Below are 23,067 nucleotides of genomic sequence, written 5' to 3' on the forward strand. Positions count from 1 at the left end.
TATTAATAAAATAAATCTACTAAAAATGTAGTAAATGGTGCAAACCATGTTAATAATAATAAATTAATAATTAATAATACATAGAAAGGCACCGCTTCTTTAATGAATGCCGCTGTTTTACACTTTGTGATAGAACAAGTTACAAACATTAATGTTCCCATAGGAGGAGATATAGCACCTATAGCATTATTAAATATATATATCATAGCAAATTGTATTTGATTGATTCCATAAGAATCAGCTATAGGAGCTAGCAAAGGAACTAGAATAATCATAGAAGCATTACCTTCTATAAACATACCAACTATTAAAAGGAATATATTAACAACTATAAGGAAAATATATTTATTTGATATAGTTTGAAGCATCCATTCTGTTAATTGCTGAGGTATTCTTTCTCTTGTTAATATCCAAGAAAAAACTGTAGCAGAAGAAACTATAAGCATGATTGATGCTGTTGTAGATACTGTTTCTTGCAATCCTTTTAATAGATCTTGTATTTTGGTTTCTCTATATATAAGACCTAATATCAAAGCATATATTATAGCAACAGCACCGGCTTCTGTTGCAGTGAATACTCCTATTCTAATTCCGCCTATAATAATAATTGGCAGTAATAGCGGTAAAATAGCAGGTATCAATACATTTATAAATTTCATTAGAGTAATTTTTTCTTTTGTTATGACTCCATATCCTCTGCGTTTTGAGATTATGCCTACTAATATCATCATAGTTATACATAATAATGCTCCAACACCCAATCCAGATATAAATAATTTCCCAATTGAAACATTTGCTATACTTCCATATAAAATCATAGCTATTCCAGGTGGTATAAGAGGAGTTATCATAGATGAAGTTGCTGTAACAACACTTGAAAACTCTAAAGAAAATCCTTTTTTTGTCATTTCTGGAACAAGCATTTTTGATTCCATAGCAGCATCAGCTATATTAGAACCAGATAATCCTCCCATAATAGTTGAAAGTAAAACATTTACCTGTGCCAAACCTCCAGGTAAATTTCCTGTTATAACTTCACAGAAACTCATTATACGTTTTGTAACTCCAGTATAATTCATAAATATTCCTGCACATACAAAGAAAGGTATAGCAAGCAAAGATATTTTTTCGGTACCAACAATAGCTTGCTGAGCAAAAATAATAGGATTTACACCTTCACTCAATGCAAAATATACCATAGAGCCGCCTAAAACAGATATATATACAGGCACTTTCAAAAATAAAAGCAATAACATTACTATAGTTGCAAGTATTAATATATTACTCATCTGTACTTATAGCCTCCTTAACTTCTGATTTTACACCAGTAAATAGTGCATAAAAATAGCTTATTATCATATCAATGTATGCAATTATTGATATTCCGTATACCCAATAATATGGGATTTTTAGCATACTTGTAGAACGTCCGCTTCTAATAAAGATTTGTATAAAATGAATGCTTTGAAAAAATAAATAACCTATTACTACTACTACAACTACTGATATTAATATATTCATGATTTTTTGTATTTTTAAAGGCATTAAATCTACAACCATTTCTATAGCTACATGATTGCCGAATCTAAAAGCAGCCCCAGCTCCGGCAAATACAATCCAAACCATGCATGAAGTTTGAACCTCTTCTAGCCAAGTAAAAGGAGAATGAAGCAAATATCTCCAAATTACACCTAAAAATGTTAAAATAACTAATATTACAAGAACTAAAGAGGCAACATAGCAATCAAAGTTTTTTAATATATTACAAATTACTTTTTTATTATCTGACATTTGTATTCCCCCTAATAATTTTAATAAGGCAATTAATAATTAAATATTAATTGCCTTATATATGTATGTATATTATTATATTAGTTAGTGGCGCTCATAGCAGCTTTAACTTTCTCATATAATCCGTCTGACCAACCGAAACGGCTTCCTTGTTCATAGAAAGATTGAGCTTTAGCTTTGAATCCTGCAATTACATCTTCTGTAGGAGTTACAACTGTTACACCTTCAGCTATCATTTTTTCTAAATATTCTTTTTCAGCTGCCTGTTGTATTTCATTGTTGTATAATCCAGCTTCTTCTGCAGTTTCTAATAACCATCTTTGTTGTTCTTCAGTTAATGAATTAAACCAATCAGCAGAACATACCCAAGTAGTAAAATTTTTAACATGTCCGTCTAAAATTAAATATTTTGCTACCTCATGAAGTTTTCTACCGTATAATGTAGCTAGAGGATTTTCAGCACCATCTATAGTTTTTGTTTGCAAAGCCTGATATACATCATTAAGAGCCATACCTGTAGATGTTGCTCCTAATGAATCAAAACCTACAGATTGTATTTCATTAGCAGGAACACGTATTTTTAATCCAGCAAGATCATCAACAGTATTTACTGGAGTAGTAGTTAAAGTATGTCTGTCTCCATATATCCAATTTGAAGTAAGTAATTTTAATCCTTTTTCTTCAAGTTTTTTAGATTCTTCTTTATACCAATCTGAAGATATTAATTTCCAGCATTGATCCCAATTATCAAATAAGAATGGTCCGAATAATATTCCCATATCTTTAACGCCATAATCAGCATAGAAAGCTCCGTCTGCTAAAGTACATACATTTTCTCCTAATAGCATAGAATCTATTAATGATGATTTATCGCCTAATTGAGAATCTGGGTAAATTTGTATAGCCATTGTACCGCCTGACTTCTCTTTTAAAATTTCTTGTGCTTTTGTCCAAGCAACTCCAACAGGCTCTGATATATTGTTTTCAAAAGCTACGTTAAGTGTTATAACATCTTGAGAAGCTGCATTTGATGAACTAGAACTATTCTTATTTGAGCAGCTTATAAAAGATAATGTTAATATTGATAGAACAATAAAAAATTTAAATGTTTTCATAATAGTATTCTCCCTAATTTATTTTATATTTGAAAAGTCTATAGAAACTTTTAACATATCACCTTTATTGTTTGCAAAATCTTTGAATGCTTTATCAGCATCATTAAATTGATAAGTATTAGTAATGATTTTTTCTAATAGTACATTACCATTTTTTACTAAGTCTATTAATTCAAGAAAATCTTTTTTTAATGCATTTCTAGAACCATATACACTCAATTCCTTTTTTTGAATCAATGTGAAATTGAAGTCTAAATTTTGTTTGCCTACTCCTATTAAAACCATACGTCCGCCAAAACATGCAGCATCTATACAGTTTTGAAATGTAGAAGGAAGACCTACAGCTTCTATAGTAACATCAAATCCGTTATTGTTTGTTATCTCGTTTACCTTGTTTATAAAAGCATCATTTGAACTGTTTATAATTACACCATCTACGCCAAATTCTTTTGACATTTCTAATTTACCTTCTGATACATCAGACATATAAACTTCAGCTCCTAAAGATTTTGAAGCTATAGCAGCAAGTATTCCTATTGTACCAGCTCCAACTATAAGAACTTTATCTCCTTTTTTTACATTAGCACGGCTTACACCATGATAACTAATACAAAATGGTTCTATAGCAGCAAGCACTTTAGCAGGTATTCCTTTTCCATCATATATACGTTCAAGAGGAATTGATACATATTCACAAAAAGCACCGTCTCTTTGACATCCTAAAGTTTGATTATCCATACAAGCATTAACAATACCATGACTGCATGAATAACAATGTCCGCAGTTATAGTATGGATTTACAGTAACTATCATTCCTTTTTTTAATCCATATTCATTTTCATCAATTTCTACTATTTCAGCAGAAAATTCATGCCCTGGTATACGGGGATATTGAACATAAGCAAATGTACCTCTATATGAGCCTAAATCGCTTCCGCAAATACCGCCATATAATACTTTAAGTAAAGCCTCTCCTTTTTTTCTAACAGGCATATCTATTTCTTTTATAACAACTTCGCCTGGATTATTTATAGAAATAGCTTTCATAAAAAATACCTCCATAAAAAACTATTCTGTTGTATACTTTATTATATGTAACAAAGTATACAAATATAAATTCGTTTGTCAAATTTTTGTTTATTATTTATTGATTTTTATCAAAAAAAAATATTAATTTGATTTTAATATGTATTGAAATTTGTATTTTTAAAGTTTATTATATAAGTATGAAGAAGATATTAATAATTTTTTTTGTATTAAACACATTTTTATTAGCCCAATATTACTCATATACAAATATACCTTCTTTTCAAAAGAGTGAATATTTTGTTCATAAAGGAATATCTGGCAAGAAAAACAATGCTATTATAGTATATACTGAGACTTCTGTTGATGATAATGGATATTGGAATGTAAAAGAAACTTATGTTAGAGGTTTTGTAACAAATAGTAAGATAAAAGATCCGTTTCAATTAGAAGAGAGTATGATGACTAATATTAGAAAGTCTGAGATGCTTTCAATAATAGATTTAGAGAATATGCGTACAGTTTATAATAAGACTATTGATTATTATGACTTCGGAACTATGGAGCATACATTCGATATAAGAGGAAAAGTAAATTATACAAGCAAAGAGGGTTCTTTAGCTATATTTTCTATGTACGGAGCATATCAGATAGCAAGAACTTTTCCTATTGATATAACTAATGAAATGAATATCATAATGCCTACTGCTTCTAAAGATAATAAAATTAATGTTTCAATTTTAAATAATGGGGTTAAGAAGATAAAAATAAATGGTGAAGATAAGCAATGTTATGAAATGGAAATAAAAGTAGAAGGCATACCATTTTCTATATTTCTTCCTAAAATAACAGCTTATATTGAGCAGGAAGATAAAACTAGAAAAATAATAAAATATAATACATTATCAGGTATGCTTGATACTATGGATGTTTTTCTTACAGAAACTGAAAGAAAGTAAAAATATATTAGGAGAAAATAATAATGAGTGAATTAAAAGTAGACTGCATAAATATAAATATGTACGGCATGAATTCTTATATAGTGTCTGCTGATGATGAAGCTATGATTATAGATATAGCAAGTTTATCATTCGGATATGATGATTATAAAAAACTATTAGAAGGAAAAAAGTTAGTAAGAGTAATATATACTCATGGACATTTTGATCATATATCCGGTGCTGATGATATAAGAAAAGAATATCCTGATACTCCTCATTGTGTTCATAGTTTAGATTATGATTTTTTTCAGGACCCTAATTTAAATGTTAGTGCTTATCTTGGAAATATTTTGAAATGCAAAAGTCCTGAAGAGAAATTTAATGATGGAGATACTTTCAAATTAAAAGATATAGAGTTTAAAGTTATACATACTCCTGGACATACTAGAGGAGGAGTTTGTTTCTATACTGAGGGGCATTTATTTTGCGGAGATACTATATTTGCTCATGGAATAGGAAGAACAGATTTAGCTACAGGCAACTATAATGAATTAGAGAACAGTATAAAAGAAAAGATATTTAAATTAGATGATGATACATTATTATATCCAGGACACGAATCTTACGGATTTAAATTATCTCAAAGAAAGAAAATGGGAGTTTTTGAATTTTAAATAATGATAATAAGTGCAAGCAGAAGAACTGATATTCCGTCATTGCATACAGAGTGGTTTTTAAATAGGTTAAAAGAAAATTATGTTATTACTCAAAATCCTATAAACAGAAATAAATTTTATAGAATACCATTAAATAGAGATATTATAGATATAATACTTTTTTGGTCTAAAAATCCTAATATTGATTTCTTAAAAAATGTAAGGGATTTAGGTTATGAATTTTATATTCATTTTACTATAACACCTTATGATAAAAGTATAGAAAAAAATCTTCCAAATAAAACTATATTGATAAAAAAATTTATTGATATAAGTAATTTGTTTGGAAGAGAAAAAATAGTTTGGAGATATGATCCTATTATATTAAATGATAAATTTGATATTAATTATCATATAAATAATTTTAATAATTTTGCATGTCAATTAAAAGAATATACAGATGAATGCATATTTAGCTTCATTCAAATATACAACAAAATTAAAAATAATATTGAAAATCTAGTTGTAAATGATAATGATAAAGTATTTCTAATAAATAGTTTTAAAGAGATAGCAGATAAAAATAATATCAAATTAAAATCATGTTCTCAGGATTTTGATATTGTGGAAAAAGCATCATGTATAGATAAAGAAAGAATACAAAAAATATTAGGCTATAGTATAAAAGAGAAAAAAGATAAATCCCAAAGAAAATTATGCAATTGCATAGAAAGTATAGATATAGGTTCATATAATACATGTCAAAACGGATGCATATATTGTTATGCCAATTCAAAAAATATTTTAAAGCATTATGATGTTAATAATGCCATGCTTTCAGATTTAAATATTGATGATATAAAACATACAATAGAAGATAGAAAAATAATAGTTAATGATAAAAATACACTTTTAATATTATAATGATTTTTATTTATTCTTTATTTTTATAATGCTGCCTTTATTGTCTATTATAATAATATTATTATTTATTTCTATTTCATATTTGTTATTTTTCTTTAATATTCTGTATATATGAAAATTATCATATTTTTCTTTAATTGCATTTATGATTTCTTTTTCTATGATGTTATCTTCTGCAAGTTTTTCTATTATATTAAATGCTATTTCATTTCCATTTCCTATTATGGCATTCCATTCACCTTTTGTATTAAAATTGATTGAGCTTCCTCCTTTAAATACGGCACTATATGATGAATTAAATGTTACTTTAAATAAATAATAATCAGAGAAATAAGTTTCTATAAAATTTCTTGCTTTTTGAGGCAAGTTTTTGAATGAAATAATATCCATAATTTACCCTTTTTATCTAATAAGTTTTTATATCATTTATTTTAAGCTTTTTTTTATTTTTATTATATTTCCGTCATAGCTTATATAAATATATTCTTTATCATCTACTTTAAACTCATAACCTTTTCTTCTTTTGTATATATTATTTATGCTTGTATATCTTTCTTTAACTATATTCATAATATTACTGTCTATAAATTTTGAGGCTATATTAATTGGTATTATTTGCCTGTTGCCTATTATAGTTTGCCATTCACCATTTCTTTTAAAATGTATTGATGAGCCTCCTTTAAAAATAACAACATAAGATGATGATACAATAGCTGCATTATAAACTTTGTATTCTTTAAAATAAGTATTTACAAATTCTTGAACATTATCAGGAAGATAGCTGTAAGGTATAAATTCAATACCTCCTTCATTGTCAAATCCTATAAATGAAGCAGATGTTATATATATAATAATTAATAATATTATATTTTTAAACATAATTTTATATCCTTTTATATAATAATATAATTAAAGATAAAATACTTCAATAATATAAAAAAGTAAAAAATCATACTTTTTCTATTGACAAAACAATAAATATGCATATAATACTCCATTACAATAGTACGAAATAAGACTATATTTTTAAAGGAGTTTATTATGATGAATACAAAAACTATGGAGAAGTCTTTTTTCAAGTATATTATACCAGCTATAGTGTCTACTATGTTGGGAGGACTTTATATAGTAGTAGACGGTTTTTTTGTAGGAAACTCAATGGGAGATATAGGACTTACAGCTATTAATTTGATATATCCTATAGGTACTTTAATTAATGCCTCTGCTGTTATGCTTGGTATGGGAGGAGCTGTAATAATGTCTATATATTTAGGAGAGGGTAATATAGACGGATTTAATAAAGCTAAGAACAATACATTTATAAGTTTAATTTTGGCAAGTATTATATTAACAGTAATTCTTTTTTTATTAAAAAATAAATTAATAGTTATGCTTGGTGCTAAAGGTGAAGTTTTTCATCATGCAGACGCTTATATTACAACAATTATTGTAGGTGGAGGACTTCAGATAATATCATTCGGTTCTATGCCTATAATAAGAAATTTAGGTAAAACTGTACATGCTATGAGTTTTATGGGGTTAGGGCTTGTTATAAATATTGTACTGGATTATTTATTTTTAATGGTTTTTAAATTAGAAATGTTCGGAGCAGCGCTTGCTACAATAACAGCACAGGGAATAGTTGCTTTAATTTCTATTTATTATTTGTTTATAAGAAAGAAAAATAGAACAAGAATAAAATTATCAGACTTTGATTTATCTATGACTAAAAGGGCAATGCAGATAGGTTTATCTCCTTTTGGAATGGTAATGGCTCCGTCTTTGATAGTAATATTTAATAATCTTCAATGTTTAAAATACGGCGGATATTTGGGAACAACAGCTTATTCTGTTATTAATTATATTTACGGATCTATTATATATTTATTTGAAGGCGTTGCAGAAGGATGTCAGCCTATGATAAGCTATTTCAAAGGAGCATGCCGAAACGATCTTATGAAAAAAGTACTAAAGAAAGGACTTTTATTTGATTGTGTGCTAGGTTCTATACTTATGGTTTTGGTATTTATACTTAGAAATAGATTAGGTATATTATTTGGTGCTTCTATAGAAACTAATGATATAATAAGTTTAGGGCTTCCTATAATATCGATAGCATTTATACTTCAGCCTATAGTAAGACTTGGTACAGCATATTTCTATTCATCAGGAGAAAGTGTTTATTCAAGTATATTAACATATATAGACCCTTTTTTAGTAAGTCCTTTATGTATAATTATTCTGCCTATATTCTTTAATCTTAATGGTATATGGATTGCTATACCTGCAGCACAATTTATTTTAATATTGCTGTTTAGTGTAATATTTTATATTACAAATAAAAAGTATAGTGCTGTAAATGGCATAATATATCAAAATGAGTAATTAAAAAATAATAGCTAAAAAAGCCATAGATAAAAGCTTTAATATTAGCATTATAGATAAAGCAAATATAGCTGATGTAAGTATTAGCTTATTTGCTTTTTCTATATGACGCGGAGTTAAATCTTCTAAATATTCTCCTACCAATGGTCTGTCATATATTTCACCATCTTTCATATATTCGCCGCCTAACTCTATATTTAATGCTCCAGCAATGCTAGCTTCTAATCTTGATTTATTAGTTTTGCCTTCTTTTATGAAAGCAGAAAATGCATTTTTATACTCATATCTAAAGAAAACAGAGCCTAGTATATAAACTAAAGAAGTAAGTATAGAAGGTATAATATTTACTATATAGCATAATTTGATATTAAATATTCTGAACATATTATTGCTTTTAGGTTCATCTATATACACGCTATCGGATGAACATTCTGATAAAACATAAATAACTTTGTAAAGCAGACATAAAGGTGCTCCTCCCAAAGTTAAAAATATTGCAGGATATATATAATCTTCAGCAATACTTATAGTTGTATATTCTATAGTGTTTTTTACAGCTTGTTCTTCTTCTATATCTTCTGTGTCTATTTCAGTATTTTCATGTAGAAGAGATTTAACCTTTTTCATATCATTAGCCATTAAACTATTATTTATATGAGAACTTATTTCTAAAGGTTTTCTAATTCCTATTATGATATATGATAATACTAACTCTATTGCTAAACCTAATAGAAAATGGACTTTATATAAAAGCATAAGAATAAAAAATGGTATTAAAAAAATTACAGCCATTATTATTATAGAAGATAAAGCCCCTATAATAAATTCTATTATTTTATTATCATTATTTATTTTTTTTCTAAATAAATCTTCTGTCATAAAATGTATTCTTTTTATAAAAACAAAAGGATCAAATTTGAACTTTTCTACAAAAATATTAAGAAGAAAAGATATAGGTAATATTAATAGTATTCTCATTATATTTATTCCAATAAAAGTTATTACTAATAATCATCGTAAAATTAAAAGTTTTCTATAATATTTATATTGTTTCTGTCATCTATTTCTGTATAATATCCGCCTCCATTTTTTAGCAAATATTCATAAAATCCGAGTTTTTTGCTGTCATATCTGCTGAATATTGACATAATAACTCCTCCATGTGTAACAACAGCAGTATAATCTAAGTTATTTTTTTTCATATCATCTATTATGTAAAAGTATGCATTTTCTGTTCTTTTAAAAAATTGTTCTGAAGTTTCTCCATTAGGTACATTACTCTGCCAATTACTTTTAAAGAATTCTTTATAGTATGGATTATCTTTTAATTCATCATGGTTTTTTCCCTCAAAATCTCCGAAACATCTTTCTTTTAAATTATCTATAATTTCTTTATTATCAAACATATCATCAAAGTATATTTGAGCTGTTTCTAAGCATCTTTTCATAGGACTGCAATATAGTTTTTGAACGGGTTTGTACTTATTGATTATTTCTTTTTTATTTATTAGAAAATCCTTTCCGGGTTCAAATAAAGGTGCATCGGTAGAGCCTAGCCATCTTCCTTCAGCATTTAATTGAGTCTGACCATGACGTATAAATAAAATTTTCATAAGAACTCTCCAGATTTATAATTATTAATATTATAATAGCAGTTTATTTTTTTTCAATAATATTTTATATATGTAGAAATAATTTTATATAGGTATGGTATGTATTAAAAATACTAATAAAATTGATTGACAATATAATGAATTTATGATATAATCCAAAACTGTAAAATTTTTAACAAAATTTCAAAAAATAGGGTATATGTATGAATTATGAAATATTAGCTGAAAATGCTCGCTTTTTTACAATATCAGCGGCAATTTTAACATTAGCCTTTGCCTTCTATTTTTACAAATGGATGCGTAAACAAGATGAAGGTAATGAAACTATGAAAGAAATAGCTTCGCATGTACGTTCCGGTGCTATAGCTTATCTTAAACAACAGTATAAAGTTATAGCTTTCTTTTTTGCCGGAGCTTTCATTATTTTTGCTATTCTTTCTTATGCTTTGAAAGTTCAAAATCCTTTTATTCCTATAGGTTTCTTAACAGGCGGTTTCTTCTCTACATTATCAGGTTTCTTAGGTATGAAAACTGCTACTTATGCATCAGCTAGAACTGCAAATGCAGCTAGTAAATCTTTAAATGAAGGTTTAACAATAGCTTTCCGTTCTGGTGCTGTTATGGGACTTACAGTTGTAGGTCTTGCTTTGCTTGACATTTCTTTATGGTTTATAGTATTAAATTTATGGCTTGATAACAGCTTATTCGGTACAGATTTCTTAAATTTAGCTGGTACAGGAATAGCTAAAGGAACTGCTGAATATACTGCTGCTAAAATGCACTTTGTAACTACTACAATGCTTAGCTTTGGTGTAGGTGCTTCTTTCCAAGCTTTATTTGCTCGTGTTGGAGGCGGTATATTTACTAAAGCTGCTGACGTTGGTGCTGACTTAGTAGGTAAAGTTGAAGCTGGAATTCCAGAAGATGACCCTAGAAACCCTGCTGTTATAGCTGACAACGTAGGTGATAACGTAGGTGACGTTGCTGGTATGGGTGCTGACCTTTATGAATCTTATGCTGGATCTATACTTGCTGCTATGAGTTTAGGTTCTGCAGCTTTCGGATATATTAACCCTGATGTAAGTCCTATATTTGCTGTATCTCTTCCTATGATACTTGCTGCTATAGGTACTTTATCTTCTATAATAGGAGTATTCTTCGTTAAAACTAAAGAAGGTGCTACTATGGGAGAATTATTAAAGTCTTTAAGAGTTGGTGTTTATGTAAGCAGTGCTATTATTATAGTAGTTGCTTTTATCTTGGTAAAAATACTTCTTCCAAACAATTTAGGATTATTTGTTTCTATAATTGTAGGACTTATAGCTGGTAACGTAGTTGGTTTCTTCACAGAATACTATACTGCTGCTGAATACAAACCTACTCAATGGGTAGCTGAGCAATCTAAAACAGGTCCTGCTACTGTTATAATCGGCGGACTTGCTGTAGGTATGCAATCTACATTAGTACCTGTTGTTACAGTTGTTATTTCTATAATGTTAGCATTTGGTTTTGCAGGCGGTTTCGGTGCTGAGCCTTCTGCTTTCTCTCAAGGATTATATGGTATAGCTTTAGCTTCTGTTGGTATGTTATCTACTTTAGGTATTACATTAGCTACAGATGCTTATGGTCCTATAGCTGACAATGCAGGCGGTAATGCTGAAATGTCAGGACTTCCTGAAAGTGTTAGAGAAAGAACTGATGCTTTAGACTCTTTAGGTAATACTACTGCTGCTACTGGTAAAGGTTTCGCTATTTGTTCTGCTGCTTTAACTGCTATGGCTTTGATTGCTGCTTATATTGAAGAGATTAAAACTTCTTTAGGAAGAATGATTAATACAGGAAATTTAACTTCTATAGATATAGGTACTGTTCAATACACTGCTAACAGTGCTAAAGAATTATATGACAAAGTTGTTTATAGTTTAGGCATGAATGAGTTTATGAATGCTTTCAATATTCACTTAATGAACCCTAAAGTATTAATAGGTATATTTATTGGTGCCATGTTAGTATTCTTCTTCTGTGCTTTAACTATGAAAGCTGTTGGACGTGCTGCTGCAGGTGTTGTAGAAGAAGTTAGAAGACAGTTTAGAGAGATTAAAGGTTTATTAGCTGGAGATAAAGGTGTAAAAGCTGATTATGAAAAAGCTGTTCAAATCTGTACTCTTTCTGCTCAAAAAGAGATGATTGTTCCTTCTGTATTAGCTATAATAGTACCTGTTGTAGTTGGATTCTTATTCGGAGTACCTGCTGTTATAGGTATGTTAGTTGGAGGATTAACTGCTGGTTTTGCTATGGCTGTTATGATGTCTAATGCAGGCGGTGCTTGGGATAATGCTAAAAAATACATTGAAGCTGGTAATTTAGGCGGTAAGAAAATCATTGATGAAAAAACAGGTGAAAAAATTACTAACCCTAACCATGCTGCTGCTGTTATAGGTGATACTGTTGGTGACCCATTCAAAGATACTTCTGGACCTTCAATCAATATTCTTATCAAATTAATGAGCTTGATAAGTGTTGTATTTGCTGGTGCTATAGTAGCTTTCTCACCAAAGATTCAGGCTTTATTAGGTATTGCTGATCAAATTATTAAGTAAATTATATAAATAAAATAATAGACCGCTTGACTTAATTTCAGTTAAGCGGTCTTTTTTATATATTTTTATAAAAAAATACTATATATAAAATAAATTTTACATTTTAATTAAAAAAAATATATTTTATTGACATTGATATTGTTTTAATGTATAATTTTTTTCTTATATTGGCTATGAAATTAATTATCATTATGGAGAAAATATATGAAAAAAAGACATTCTATAAGGGTTAAAATGCCTATAGCAATAAGCATTTTAAGCACTATATTTTTAGTTTTAATAGTTGTTATATTTCATATAGATCGCATATCATTATTAAGGAAGCTACTTTAGATGGATTTAATAATACAGTTAATGGTTATAAAGATATGTTGGATGTTTGGCTTGATGATCAAAGAAATTTAATAAAAACTTATTCTGTATCTCCTACTATAAAAAGTTATTTACTTGATAGAAATATTAATATTAGACCAACTCTCACCGAATATGAAGGTATAAATGAATATGTACTTGATATAGGTGTTACAGATACAAACGGAATAATTTTAGATAATGTTAATAATGTTAAGATAGGTGAAAATATTACTACAGTAAGACCTAATATTTTAAATATACTTAAAAATAATAATAATGAAGCGTCATTCGACGATGCAGTTCAAAAATCTAGTGCGGATCAAAAATGGTCATTAGCTGCTATTGCTGGAGTAAAACATAATGGTGAACATTTAGGTAATGTATATATGATTTTGGATTGGGAAGATTTATCTGCTAAACTTCAGCAATTAAAATTACCTGAAAGAACCAGAATATTTGCGATAGATGATCATAATACAGTTGTATTGGATACAAAAAATGAGATTAACACAGAAGCTAATGAGGCTTATGCTTCAATAATAACAGGTAAGAAGCCATCAGGAGTTATGAATTATATATCTTCTGTAAGCCATGATCCTAGAACAGCAGTTTACAGCAGAATCGAAAATTTACATTGGTATTTGATTATGGCTATGGATGACAGGATAATTTATAAAGCAAATAATGATTCTATAAAAATTTCTGTTGTTATATGTATTTTATCTATTGTATTTATAAATATATTTGCTTTTCTTTATATTAAAAATGCTACACACCCTCTTAAAATATTAATGGAACAGGCTACAAATATATCTAATGGAAATATAAAAGTTACAAGTAAATCTAATTATAGAAAGGATGAATTTGGAGAATTAGAGAAAATATTTGATGCTATGGGTAATAGGCTGGCTGAAGTGGTTTCAAATGTACATGATGCATCTATGGAAATAATTACAGCGGCTGAAAATATGATGGAAAGCAGCACAGAACTTTCATCAAGAACAGATTCTCAGTCATCAAGTTTGGAAGAGACAGCGGCTAGTATTGAGGAGATGGTATCTAATATTAAAACTTCTGCTGAAAAATCTCTGCAGGGTAAAAATATGATGTCTGAGTCTATAGAGTTTATTGAAAATGCAGCCAATATAATATCTCAAACAGCTTTAAATATAGAAGAAGTTTATCAGGCTAGTGAGAAGATAAAAGATATTACAAAGATTATTGAAGATATTGCTTTCCAAACTAATATACTTGCACTTAATGCTTCTGTAGAGGCAGCACGTGCTGGAGATCAAGGTAAAGGTTTTGCTGTAGTAGCTTCTGAGGTTAGAAATCTTGCACAAACTACTCAGGCTTCTGTTAAAGACATTACAGCATTAGTTGATAACACATCTCAAAAAATAGATGTTGCTACAAAAACAGCTAAACAGTCTCAGGAAATATTTGTTGATTTACAAAACAAAGTATCTGAAACTTCAAGATTGATGGAAGATATTACTTCTAATGCTTTGGAACAGGAATCAGGTACCAATCAAATAAGTGTTGAAGTTAATAATATGGAATCTGCTACTACCCAAAATGCTGCTTTGGCTGAAACTTCAAGTGAAATATCAAAAAGTTTAGTTGAAAAGGCTAGATTCTTGGAAACTAGTATTGAGTTCTTTAAAATTTCAAACAATAAATAATAATATGAATTTGTTAAGCTGTATGACTTTAATTAAAGTTATGCAGCTTTTTTAATGCATTATATGTAATTAGCAATTAAAATTAATACTAGACAAATGATTCATATATAATATAATTAATATAACATAATATAAGTACAGGGATTATTTTATGAGAATATTAAAATACTTTTTATTTGTGAATATTTTGATTGTAGCAATTACATACAATGCATTTGCAAGTTTAGAGGTTAATTTTCAAGGACATTATGGAATTGCTTTTCCTTTTAATTCTATAAAGGTAAATGACGGCTATAAAAATACTATTTATGATAGTCCTGACGGTACTTTAGGTTTTGAAGGAACTTTGTTGTTCCAAATTGGAAATTATTTTAAATTATTTGAAGATGATTATACAAGCCTAATTAAAGGTGTGAGTTTATTTGGTGATATAGGTTTTAGCGTTAATGCTTTGATGTCAGATTATAAAGAAAATAATAAAAAGTACACAGAGATGCTTGGATTTTATTCTATGATTGTTGGAGCCACTGTTAAATTAAATTTCAGTAAAATGTCTGTAGGATTAGGTACAGGAATAATAGCACCTTTATATGCTATGGTTGCTTCAAGTAAATATGGTGGTGTTATGGCAGCACCTGATTTAGATAATTGGAATGTTAATGATATGAGAAATCTATTTAAAGCTCCTATAATGCCTTATGTAAAACTAACTGTTGAAGGATTTTTATATTTATTTCCTAATTTTGCTGTTAATATAGGCGGATATATGATGTACAATTTTGGTATGCAGTATAAAACGGATGTTATTAATAATAATATAGGACATAATGTATATAATAAGTATAATTTCTCTGCTCTTTCAATAGGCTTGGTTTTAGGAATATCTTTCGGAAGAAGTGACGGCTACAATTAATAAAAAGCATATTATTTTTTTATTAATCTAATTAGCCCGCCCACCCGCCCCTAAATTCATTTATTGTGTTAAATAAAAAAGAGAAGTGCTTATATAAGCACTTCTCTATAATATATTAATATTATTTTTATTTTATATGATCATTAAGCCACTGTATAATTTCCTTTGTAACTTCATCTCTTTGAACATCATTAAGTATTTCATGCCTTCCATCTTTGTAAAGACTTATATTAACATCTTTAAGCCCCAATGATTTATACATTTCATGTACCCATTTAACACCTTTTCCCATATCTCCTACAGGATCCCTATCACCAGAAATTAAAAGTATAGGAAAATTTTTGTTCATTGAAGAATAATTATCTTTATCAGATATTTTGTCTATAAGTTCAAATAATTGTATGTATGTTTCTATACTTGCTGGCTTATCTGCAAAATATTCATCTTCTAATACTTTTTCAATTTCATTTTTGTCGGAAGTAAGCCAAGCATGAAGAGAATTATCTTCAGGGAAAAATTTCTTACCATATCCTCCTACAGATAATTTATCAAGTAAATAAGCTCTTTTTCTTCCTCCAAATATAGATTTTTGAATATTAGCTATAGTTTTTCCAAAATTTTCAATTCCTTTAGGTTTTCCTCTAGTACCCATTATTACAGCACCATTTAAGTCCTGATGATATTTTATTAAAAATCCTCTTGTTAAGAAAGATCCCATACTATGTCCTAACATAAAATATGGTATATTAGGATAATCTGCTTTAGTATTTACCATTAGATACTTTAAATCTTCTATTATTAATTCATGTCCATTCTTATCAGCTATATGTCCTATTTGATCCTTACTTACAGTGCTTCTTCCAAAACCTCTGTGATCATCAGCACAAACTAAAAAACCAGCATCGGTTAATTTTGATGCAAATTCAGCATATCTTCCTGCATGTTCTCCAAGTCCATGAACTATTTGTACTATTGCTTTTGGGGTTGAATCTGGAATAAAAAGGTATGTGTACATTCTGTGCCCATCATCCATTATTAATACCCTGTTTATAGTTTTCATAAAATACTCCAGCAATATTATTAAGTTTGGAGAAATTATATAATATTTTCTTTTTAATGCAATCAATAATTTTGTATTAAAAAATTATACATACTACAAAAATTAATTATAATTTTAGGCTTAAAAATAAAAAAAATTTGTTTAACTATTAGCATACAAAATAAATATTTTAAGGAGATAATAATTATGTCTGGAAATGCTAATATAATAGTAATAGAGGGAAGATTAACAAAAGATCCTACTTATATGAAAACCAAAAATGGTAAATCTTTATGCAGATTTTCTATTGCCAATAATAGATATTATTACACAAATGGCACTTTACAAAAAGAGGTTTATTTTTTCGATTTGGTTGCTTGGGGATATAATGCAGATAAGGCAGCTGTTATTTTATTTAAAGGAAGACATGTTCTTATTAATGGAGAATTAAGACAGAATTCTTATGTTTCTAAAGATGGTAATAAAAAGACTTCAATTTATATATTGGCATTGGATATAAAAAATTTGGATAAAAAATCTTTAGAAAGAAATGCTTATAGTCAGAATATAGCTAATAATCAAATAGTATCAGATTTTATAGAGGAAAGTCTTCAGGAAGTATTTTAGAATCTTTTATTATTTGTATTAACTCATTATTTATAATTTTTTCATCTCTATTTGAATCTATATGATGTATATATGGAGCATTAAAAGAGTTGAATATTTCATCAACTTTTTGCAGATAGTTTTCATTTTCAAATCTATCTACAAATCCTCTTTTCTCCATAATTCTACTTATAGCATTTTTTATAGGTAAATGAAAAATAAATACTAAATCAGGTTCTATGATAAAGTCTTTATGTAAGTTTATTATATGATCTCTGTCTATTCCCTTAGCTCCTTGATATGCTACAGAAGAATATACATATCTGTCTAATACTATAATATATCCGTCAGCAATTGCAGGTTTTATCATATGCTTAATATGTTCTTTCCTATCAGCTATAAAAAGAGATAGTTCTTCTTCCGGTTTTAAATCTTTTGAGAACATACTTTCCCTTAATTTAGCACCAAAATAAGCATGAGTAGGCTCAAAAGTATATATAGATTTTATTCCGGCATTATTCAATATATCTGTAAGCATTATTCCATGAGTAGATTTTCCTGAACCATCAATACCTTCTAATACTATTAATTTTCCATTCATATACAACCCTCTATATAAATATAATAAAATTATCTTATTTTTAAAGTAGCTATTCCTATAATTGCTGCTATTATTCCTATAATATAAAATCTAAATACAACTTGTGTTTCTTTCCAACCTGATTTTTCAAAATGGTGGTGAAGGGGTGCCATTTTAAACACTCTCTTTTTAAATAATTTGTATGAAAACACTTGTAAAACAACACTGAATGCTTCAGATACATAAACAGCCCCTATTATAACGAGAAGAAGCTCATGTTTAATGAATAATGCTATAATACCAAGTACTCCGCCAAGAGATAAACTTCCAACATCACCCATAAATACCTGAGCAGGATGGGCATTAAACCATAAAAATCCTAAGCCGGCACCTATTAAAGCTCCTACAAAAACTGTAACTTCTCCAGCATCTGCTATAAATGGTATTTTTAAATATGTAGCTATAAGCGAATTACCGGATACATAAGAAAGTACAGCCAATGCCATTGACATTATTACTAATAATCCTATAGCTAATCCGTCTAAACCATCTGTAAGATTTACGGCATTACTCATACTTACAACTACAAATGTTGCAAATGGTATATATAATAGTTTTAAATCTATATATATTGTGCTTGCAAATGGAAGAAATACTGTAGAAGAAGGTACTTGTGCTACTTTTACAGCTTCAAGAACTCCTATACCTTGATTAAGTTCAAATGTCATTAAAAATGTTGATTTATCAAAATAGTATAGATAAATTCCTATTATTAAACCTACTAAAGTTTGGAATAATATTTTATATTTTCCTGGAAGTCCTTTAGAGTTTTTATATTTTATTTTCAAAAAATCATCAAGAAATCCTGATATTGAAAGTATTATTAAAGAAATGGTAAGAAGTATAATTTTTAAATTATCCAATTTACCCCATAATAATATACTTATTATTATGCTTCCTACTATAAATATTCCTCCCATAGTAGGAGTTCCAGTCTTTGCTAAATGAGTTTCTGGTCCATCATCTCTAACTACCTGACCAAAATTAAGTTTCCTTAATTTTTCTATTATGTTAGGAGCAAATACTAATACAAGTATTAAAGCAGTTCCTACAGCTCCTGCAGTTCTGAATGTAATATATCTGAATATATTAAAACCAAAAAATGTTTCTCTTAATGGATAAAAAATTTCATATAACATGTATATTATTAACCTTTAGATAAAAATATTATAAATTATAAAACTATTATAATATAGTATTATATATAAATTGTTTTGTCAATTAAAATAATTATGTTAATTTGATTTTTTAGCATTTTTAATTAAAGAAAATGCATATAAAGAAGCAGCAGATATTATTATTATAAATGTAATAATCTTACTAATAGTTAATTCTTCTTTGTATATTAAAGCGCCTAATATCGTTTCTAATATAGGGCATATAAATTGCAGACATCCTAATGTTGATATTGGTATATTTTTTACAACTAAAGAGAATAAATATAAAGGTAGTCCAGTTACAAAACCTACCATCAATAATATTATCCATGTATTAATAGGCTGAGGCTGAGCAGGATAATATATTTTAAACAAAAATAATGCAGGTATTAATATAAATAATGACTCTAAAAATAATGATTCCCAAGCTGAATATGATGTAATTTTTTTTAATGCTGTATATATTGAAAATGTTGATGCCATTATTAATGACAGTACAGGAGGATATCCTATTGTGTAAGTTTGATATAATATTCCTATAATCATTAAAACGATAGCAGTATATTCCAAAGCATTTTTCTTTTCTTTAAAAAATATTATTCCTATTAGTATTGAAAGTATAGGAGATATATAATATGCTAATCCTGATTCTAAAACCCTATTGGAATTTACAGCATATATGTAGAAATACCAATTAAGACCTATAAACAATCCTGCAAATAAAATAGCAATTAATTCTTTTTTACCTCTGTATAATTTTTTAATACTTCCATTTTGTAATATTATAATAAAAGTAAATATTAAAGTTGTTATTATTCTCATTGACAATATGAAGGAAGCATTAAAATTGTCTATAGTTTTCCAGTATATAGGCAAAAGTCCCCATATAATTTGTACAATAGTAGCTACAAATATAGAAACTCCTGTTTTCATCATATATTTCCTAAAAGATTAAATTGTATAAAGGGTGAAACCATTATTATGATTCCACCCTATAAATATTATCCCAAACTAGCCTGTATTAAAGGCATAAATATTTTCAATAATAGTAATGCTGATAATATCCAAGTTAATATTGATATATCTTTTGTTTTACCAGATATTAATTTTAGTATAGTAAATGATAATACACCAAAAGTTATTCCTTCAGCTATACTGTATGCAAAAGGCATAAATATTATACATATAAATGCAGGTATTGATTCAGTATAATCTGCGAAATTTATCTCTAATATAGGAGTCATCATAAATAGACCAACTATTATTAAAGCAGGAGCAGTAGCAGCACTAGGGATGGCTAAGAATATATGAGATAGGAATAATGATATAGTAAATAGTATAACAACAACTAAAGCAGTAAGTCCTGTTTTTCCTCCCTCAGCAACACCTGAAGCACTTTCAACATAAGTTGTAACTGTGGAAGTACCCAAGCATGCACCTACAACTGTACCTACAGCATCAGCAAATAAAGCCTGTTTACATCTAGGAACTTCTCCTCCTCTTGTAAGCATATTAGCTTTAGTACATACTCCTACCAATGTTCCAACTGTATCAAACATATCAACAAAAAGGAAAGTAAACAGAACTATAAACATATTAGGAGTTAATATATTACTGAAATCAAGTTTAAAAGCTATAGGTTCTAAAGAAGGAGGTACAAAACTAGCATGAGGAGAAAGTTTTGTTAAACCCATAGGTATTCCTATTACTGTTGTAATTAGAATTCCTAATAAGATAGCACCTCTTACATTATAGGATAATAAAACAGCTGTTATTATAAGTCCTATTATAGCAAGCAATGCACTGCCTGAAGTAATATTTCCTATACCAAGCAATGTAGCATCATTGTTTATTATAATTTTTGAGTTTTGCAAACCAATAAAAGCAATAAATAATCCTATACCAACAGAAATAGCTCTTTTCATATTAACAGGTATGCTATTAACTATTGCTTCCCTAACATTAAATATCGTTAATACCAAAAATATAATACCTTCTACAAATACAGCAGTTAAAGCAGTTTGCCAGCTATATCCCATTCCAAGTACAACTGTATAAGCAAAGAAAGCATTAAGTCCCATTCCAGGAGCCAATGCAAATGGTAAATTTGCAAACAATGCCATTATTAATGTTGCTATTATTGCTGAAACAACAGTAGCAGTGAATATAGCCCCTTTATCCATACCAGTACTTGATAGTACATCTGGATTTACAGCTAATATATAAGCCATAGTCATAAATGTTGTAAAACCAGCTATAATTTCTGTTTTAACATTAGTACCATGCTCTTTTAGCCTAAAAAATTTTTCCATAAATGTATCCTTTAATATTCTTTTTCATAATTTATTATATAATTTGTTATGAAAGCTATACTATATATGAGATTGTAAATTTTGCAATATTTTTTAATTATAGTTTTATTAATAAATTTTTTATTAAAATTTTAAAACATGTCATTTTTTGTCATCATAATTATTTATACTCATATTATTATTTTATAATAAGGAGTATTGCCTATATGCTTTTAATAATTCTTATATCTTCTATTATTACATTGTTTTTATTTGAAGAGTTTAGAGAGTTATTGGTTGATATTATTATCATGTTAATAATATGCGTATTTGTTTTTGCTTATAGTGTATGTGTTTTTATAGTTGATTATCTTTATGTGTTCATTGACAATTATATTCTTTCTTTTTTTACTTCTATTTTTTCTATAATTAAGTTTATTTTAAGATGTGCAAGAAATTTGTTTATGTAAAATACTGTTTTTAGGTATCTTGCAAAAAACTTATTTATATTGTATTCTTTAATTCAAAGGAGTTGTTTATGAAAATTATTAACGTTCATTCAAGTAAATTACATTCTATACTTTTTGTATTTCTTCCAATAGTATTAGTTGTAGGCTTTTTAATTTTTTCAGGAGTAACTATTGTTTCTACTGGAGAGGTAGGAATAAGAAGCAGACTTGGAAAGGCAATATCACAGGAAGAACCGGGACTTCATTTTAAAGTACCGTTTATAGATACTATAAAGATTATGGAAGTTAGGGAACAGACAGTTGAAAAGACTTATTCTGTATCATCAAAAGATATGCAGACAATATCAATGACATTAAATGTTCAATATTCTATAGGCGGGGATGCATTAGATTTATATAGTAAATTTGGAGTTGATTATAAGAACAAACTTATTAATCCTAGAATATCAGAGAGTTTGAATGCTGTTTCTGCAAGATATACTATAGAAGAATTCATAACAAAAAGAAATGAAATGGCTGGAGAACTTTTAAAAGAAGTAATGACTGATTTTGAAGATTACGGCATCATAGTTGCTGCATGCTCTATTATAGAACATGATTTTTCAGATGAATTTTATCAGGCAATAGAGAGAAAATTAATAGCTTCTCAGGACGCATTAACAGCACAGAATGCATTAGAGAAAGTAAGATATGAAGCAGAAGCTGAAATTACAAAGGCTAAAGGTATAGCAGAAGCCAACAGAATAATGCAGGAATCTTTAACTCCTCTTCTTATTCAAAGAATGTATATAGAAAAATGGGACGGTAAGATGCCTCAAGTATCAGGTTCTGGAGTTACTCCTATGATACAAATAAAATAAT

Annotated in this window: 22 protein-coding genes and 1 pseudogene; 10 read left to right on the forward strand and 13 right to left on the reverse strand. The window is 28.0% G+C overall.

Translation table 11 applies throughout. The features are described from left to right. Nucleotides 1-2 precede the first annotated feature (2 nt). The 4 genes from T324_RS0111390 to T324_RS0111405 form a co-directional block, all read right to left on the reverse strand. Complete coding sequence (locus tag T324_RS0111390) at nucleotides 3-1,289, reverse strand: TRAP transporter large permease (RefSeq protein ID WP_028330372.1); 1,287 nt, start codon at nucleotides 1,287-1,289, stop codon at nucleotides 3-5. Next, the gene (locus T324_RS0111395) at nucleotides 1,282-1,791 is read right to left on the reverse strand and encodes a TRAP transporter small permease (protein ID WP_028330373.1); all 510 of its coding nucleotides are present in this window, start codon (nucleotides 1,789-1,791) and stop codon (nucleotides 1,282-1,284) included. Before T324_RS0111395 ends, T324_RS0111390 begins: the two co-directional genes overlap by 8 nt. Nucleotides 1,792-1,871: 80 nt before the next feature. Beyond that, nucleotides 1,872-2,906, reverse strand: a complete 1,035-nt coding sequence (locus T324_RS0111400) for a C4-dicarboxylate TRAP transporter substrate-binding protein (RefSeq protein WP_038375233.1) — start codon at nucleotides 2,904-2,906, stop codon at nucleotides 1,872-1,874. Between the two features lie 18 nt (nucleotides 2,907-2,924). After that, nucleotides 2,925-3,953: a zinc-binding alcohol dehydrogenase family protein gene (locus T324_RS0111405; RefSeq protein ID WP_028330375.1), complete on the reverse strand. Its 1,029-nt coding sequence runs from the start codon at nucleotides 3,951-3,953 to the stop codon at nucleotides 2,925-2,927. A 179-nt stretch (nucleotides 3,954-4,132) separates the two neighbouring features. Here T324_RS0111405 and T324_RS0111410 point away from each other — a divergent pair, with 179 nt between their 5' ends. From T324_RS0111410 to T324_RS0111420, 3 genes are read left to right on the forward strand one after another with little or no spacing between them, the layout of a single operon-like run. After that, entirely contained in the window at nucleotides 4,133-4,891 is a 759-nt protein-coding gene (locus T324_RS0111410; RefSeq protein ID WP_028330376.1) for a hypothetical protein, read from the forward strand. A gap of 23 nt (nucleotides 4,892-4,914) precedes the next feature. Continuing rightward, entirely contained in the window at nucleotides 4,915-5,547 is a 633-nt protein-coding gene (locus T324_RS0111415; RefSeq protein ID WP_028330377.1) for an MBL fold metallo-hydrolase, read from the forward strand. Nucleotides 5,548-5,550: 3 nt separating this feature from the next. Next, complete coding sequence (locus T324_RS0111420) at nucleotides 5,551-6,453, forward strand: DUF1848 domain-containing protein (RefSeq protein ID WP_028330378.1); 903 nt, start codon at nucleotides 5,551-5,553, stop codon at nucleotides 6,451-6,453. A gap of 6 nt (nucleotides 6,454-6,459) precedes the next feature. On the opposite strand, the gene T324_RS0111425 is transcribed toward T324_RS0111420, so the two are convergent. Next, a complete protein-coding gene (locus T324_RS0111425) occupies nucleotides 6,460-6,843 on the reverse strand; it encodes a PepSY-like domain-containing protein (protein ID WP_028330379.1) in 384 nt (127 codons plus the stop codon). 36 nt (nucleotides 6,844-6,879) lie between these two features. Then, nucleotides 6,880-7,332 (reverse strand): PepSY-like domain-containing protein, encoded by a 453-nt coding sequence (locus T324_RS0111430; protein WP_028330380.1) that lies wholly within the window; start codon nucleotides 7,330-7,332, stop codon nucleotides 6,880-6,882. A gap of 162 nt (nucleotides 7,333-7,494) precedes the next feature. Between T324_RS0111430 and T324_RS0111435 the strand changes: the two genes are divergently transcribed. Continuing rightward, nucleotides 7,495-8,838, forward strand: a complete 1,344-nt coding sequence (locus tag T324_RS0111435) for an MATE family efflux transporter (protein ID WP_028330381.1) — start codon at nucleotides 7,495-7,497, stop codon at nucleotides 8,836-8,838. Here the strand turns inward: T324_RS0111435 and T324_RS0111440 are convergent, their stop codons facing one another. Both T324_RS0111440 and T324_RS0111445 read right to left on the reverse strand, forming a co-directional pair. After that, nucleotides 8,839-9,816 carry a cobalamin biosynthesis protein gene (locus T324_RS0111440; protein ID WP_028330382.1) on the reverse strand — a complete coding sequence of 326 codons (978 nt, stop codon included), beginning with the start codon at nucleotides 9,814-9,816 and terminating at the stop codon, nucleotides 8,839-8,841. A gap of 44 nt (nucleotides 9,817-9,860) precedes the next feature. After that, complete coding sequence (locus T324_RS0111445) at nucleotides 9,861-10,451, reverse strand: histidine phosphatase family protein (protein WP_028330383.1); 591 nt, start codon at nucleotides 10,449-10,451, stop codon at nucleotides 9,861-9,863. A gap of 203 nt (nucleotides 10,452-10,654) precedes the next feature. Here T324_RS0111445 and T324_RS0111450 point away from each other — a divergent pair, with 203 nt between their 5' ends. The 3 genes and pseudogenes from T324_RS0111450 to T324_RS0111460 all read left to right on the forward strand — a co-directional run bounded on the left by T324_RS0111450 (nucleotide 10,655) and on the right by T324_RS0111460 (nucleotide 16,003). Next, complete coding sequence (locus T324_RS0111450) at nucleotides 10,655-13,051, forward strand: sodium-translocating pyrophosphatase (RefSeq protein ID WP_028330384.1); 2,397 nt, start codon at nucleotides 10,655-10,657, stop codon at nucleotides 13,049-13,051. A 204-nt stretch (nucleotides 13,052-13,255) separates the two neighbouring features. Then, a pseudogene (locus T324_RS17270) lies at nucleotides 13,256-15,090 on the forward strand (methyl-accepting chemotaxis protein). Nucleotides 15,091-15,241: 151 nt separating this feature from the next. Next, nucleotides 15,242-16,003, forward strand: coding sequence for a hypothetical protein (locus T324_RS0111460; protein ID WP_028330385.1), 762 nt, complete (start codon nucleotides 15,242-15,244; stop codon nucleotides 16,001-16,003). A 127-nt stretch (nucleotides 16,004-16,130) separates the two neighbouring features. Here the strand turns inward: T324_RS0111460 and T324_RS0111465 are convergent, their stop codons facing one another. Beyond that, nucleotides 16,131-17,063: an alpha/beta fold hydrolase gene (locus T324_RS0111465; protein WP_028330386.1), complete on the reverse strand. Its 933-nt coding sequence runs from the start codon at nucleotides 17,061-17,063 to the stop codon at nucleotides 16,131-16,133. A gap of 186 nt (nucleotides 17,064-17,249) precedes the next feature. On the opposite strand from T324_RS0111465, the gene T324_RS0111470 reads away from it, so the two are divergent. Beyond that, the gene (locus tag T324_RS0111470; RefSeq protein WP_028330387.1) at nucleotides 17,250-17,669 is read left to right on the forward strand and encodes a single-stranded DNA-binding protein; all 420 of its coding nucleotides are present in this window, start codon (nucleotides 17,250-17,252) and stop codon (nucleotides 17,667-17,669) included. Here the strand turns inward: T324_RS0111470 and tmk are convergent. The 4 genes from tmk to T324_RS0111490 form a co-directional block, all read right to left on the reverse strand. Beyond that, a complete protein-coding gene (tmk, locus tag T324_RS0111475; protein WP_028330388.1) occupies nucleotides 17,638-18,249 on the reverse strand; it encodes a dTMP kinase in 612 nt (203 codons plus the stop codon). The genes T324_RS0111470 and tmk overlap by 32 nt on opposite strands. Before the next feature lie 29 nt (nucleotides 18,250-18,278). Continuing rightward, on the reverse strand, nucleotides 18,279-19,427 hold the full coding sequence (mraY, locus tag T324_RS0111480) for a phospho-N-acetylmuramoyl-pentapeptide-transferase (protein WP_028330389.1): 1,149 nt from the start codon (nucleotides 19,425-19,427) through the stop codon (nucleotides 18,279-18,281). Between the two features lie 96 nt (nucleotides 19,428-19,523). Beyond that, nucleotides 19,524-20,381 (reverse strand): EamA family transporter RarD, encoded by an 858-nt coding sequence (rarD, locus tag T324_RS0111485; protein ID WP_245580695.1) that lies wholly within the window; start codon nucleotides 20,379-20,381, stop codon nucleotides 19,524-19,526. Between the two features lie 65 nt (nucleotides 20,382-20,446). Beyond that, nucleotides 20,447-21,757: an NCS2 family permease gene (locus tag T324_RS0111490; protein ID WP_028330391.1), complete on the reverse strand. Its 1,311-nt coding sequence runs from the start codon at nucleotides 21,755-21,757 to the stop codon at nucleotides 20,447-20,449. A gap of 206 nt (nucleotides 21,758-21,963) precedes the next feature. Here T324_RS0111490 and T324_RS0111495 point away from each other — a divergent pair, with 206 nt between their 5' ends. Together T324_RS0111495 and T324_RS0111500 are read left to right on the forward strand one after the other, a co-directional pair. Next, the gene (locus tag T324_RS0111495) at nucleotides 21,964-22,206 is read left to right on the forward strand and encodes a hypothetical protein (RefSeq protein ID WP_038375234.1); all 243 of its coding nucleotides are present in this window, start codon (nucleotides 21,964-21,966) and stop codon (nucleotides 22,204-22,206) included. Between the two features lie 68 nt (nucleotides 22,207-22,274). Continuing rightward, a complete protein-coding gene (locus T324_RS0111500; RefSeq protein WP_028330393.1) occupies nucleotides 22,275-23,066 on the forward strand; it encodes a prohibitin family protein in 792 nt (263 codons plus the stop codon). Nucleotide 23,067 lies beyond the last annotated feature (1 nt).

This window comes from Brachyspira alvinipulli ATCC 51933, from assembly GCF_000518245.1.
GTDB lineage: Bacteria > Spirochaetota > Brachyspiria > Brachyspirales > Brachyspiraceae > Brachyspira > Brachyspira alvinipulli.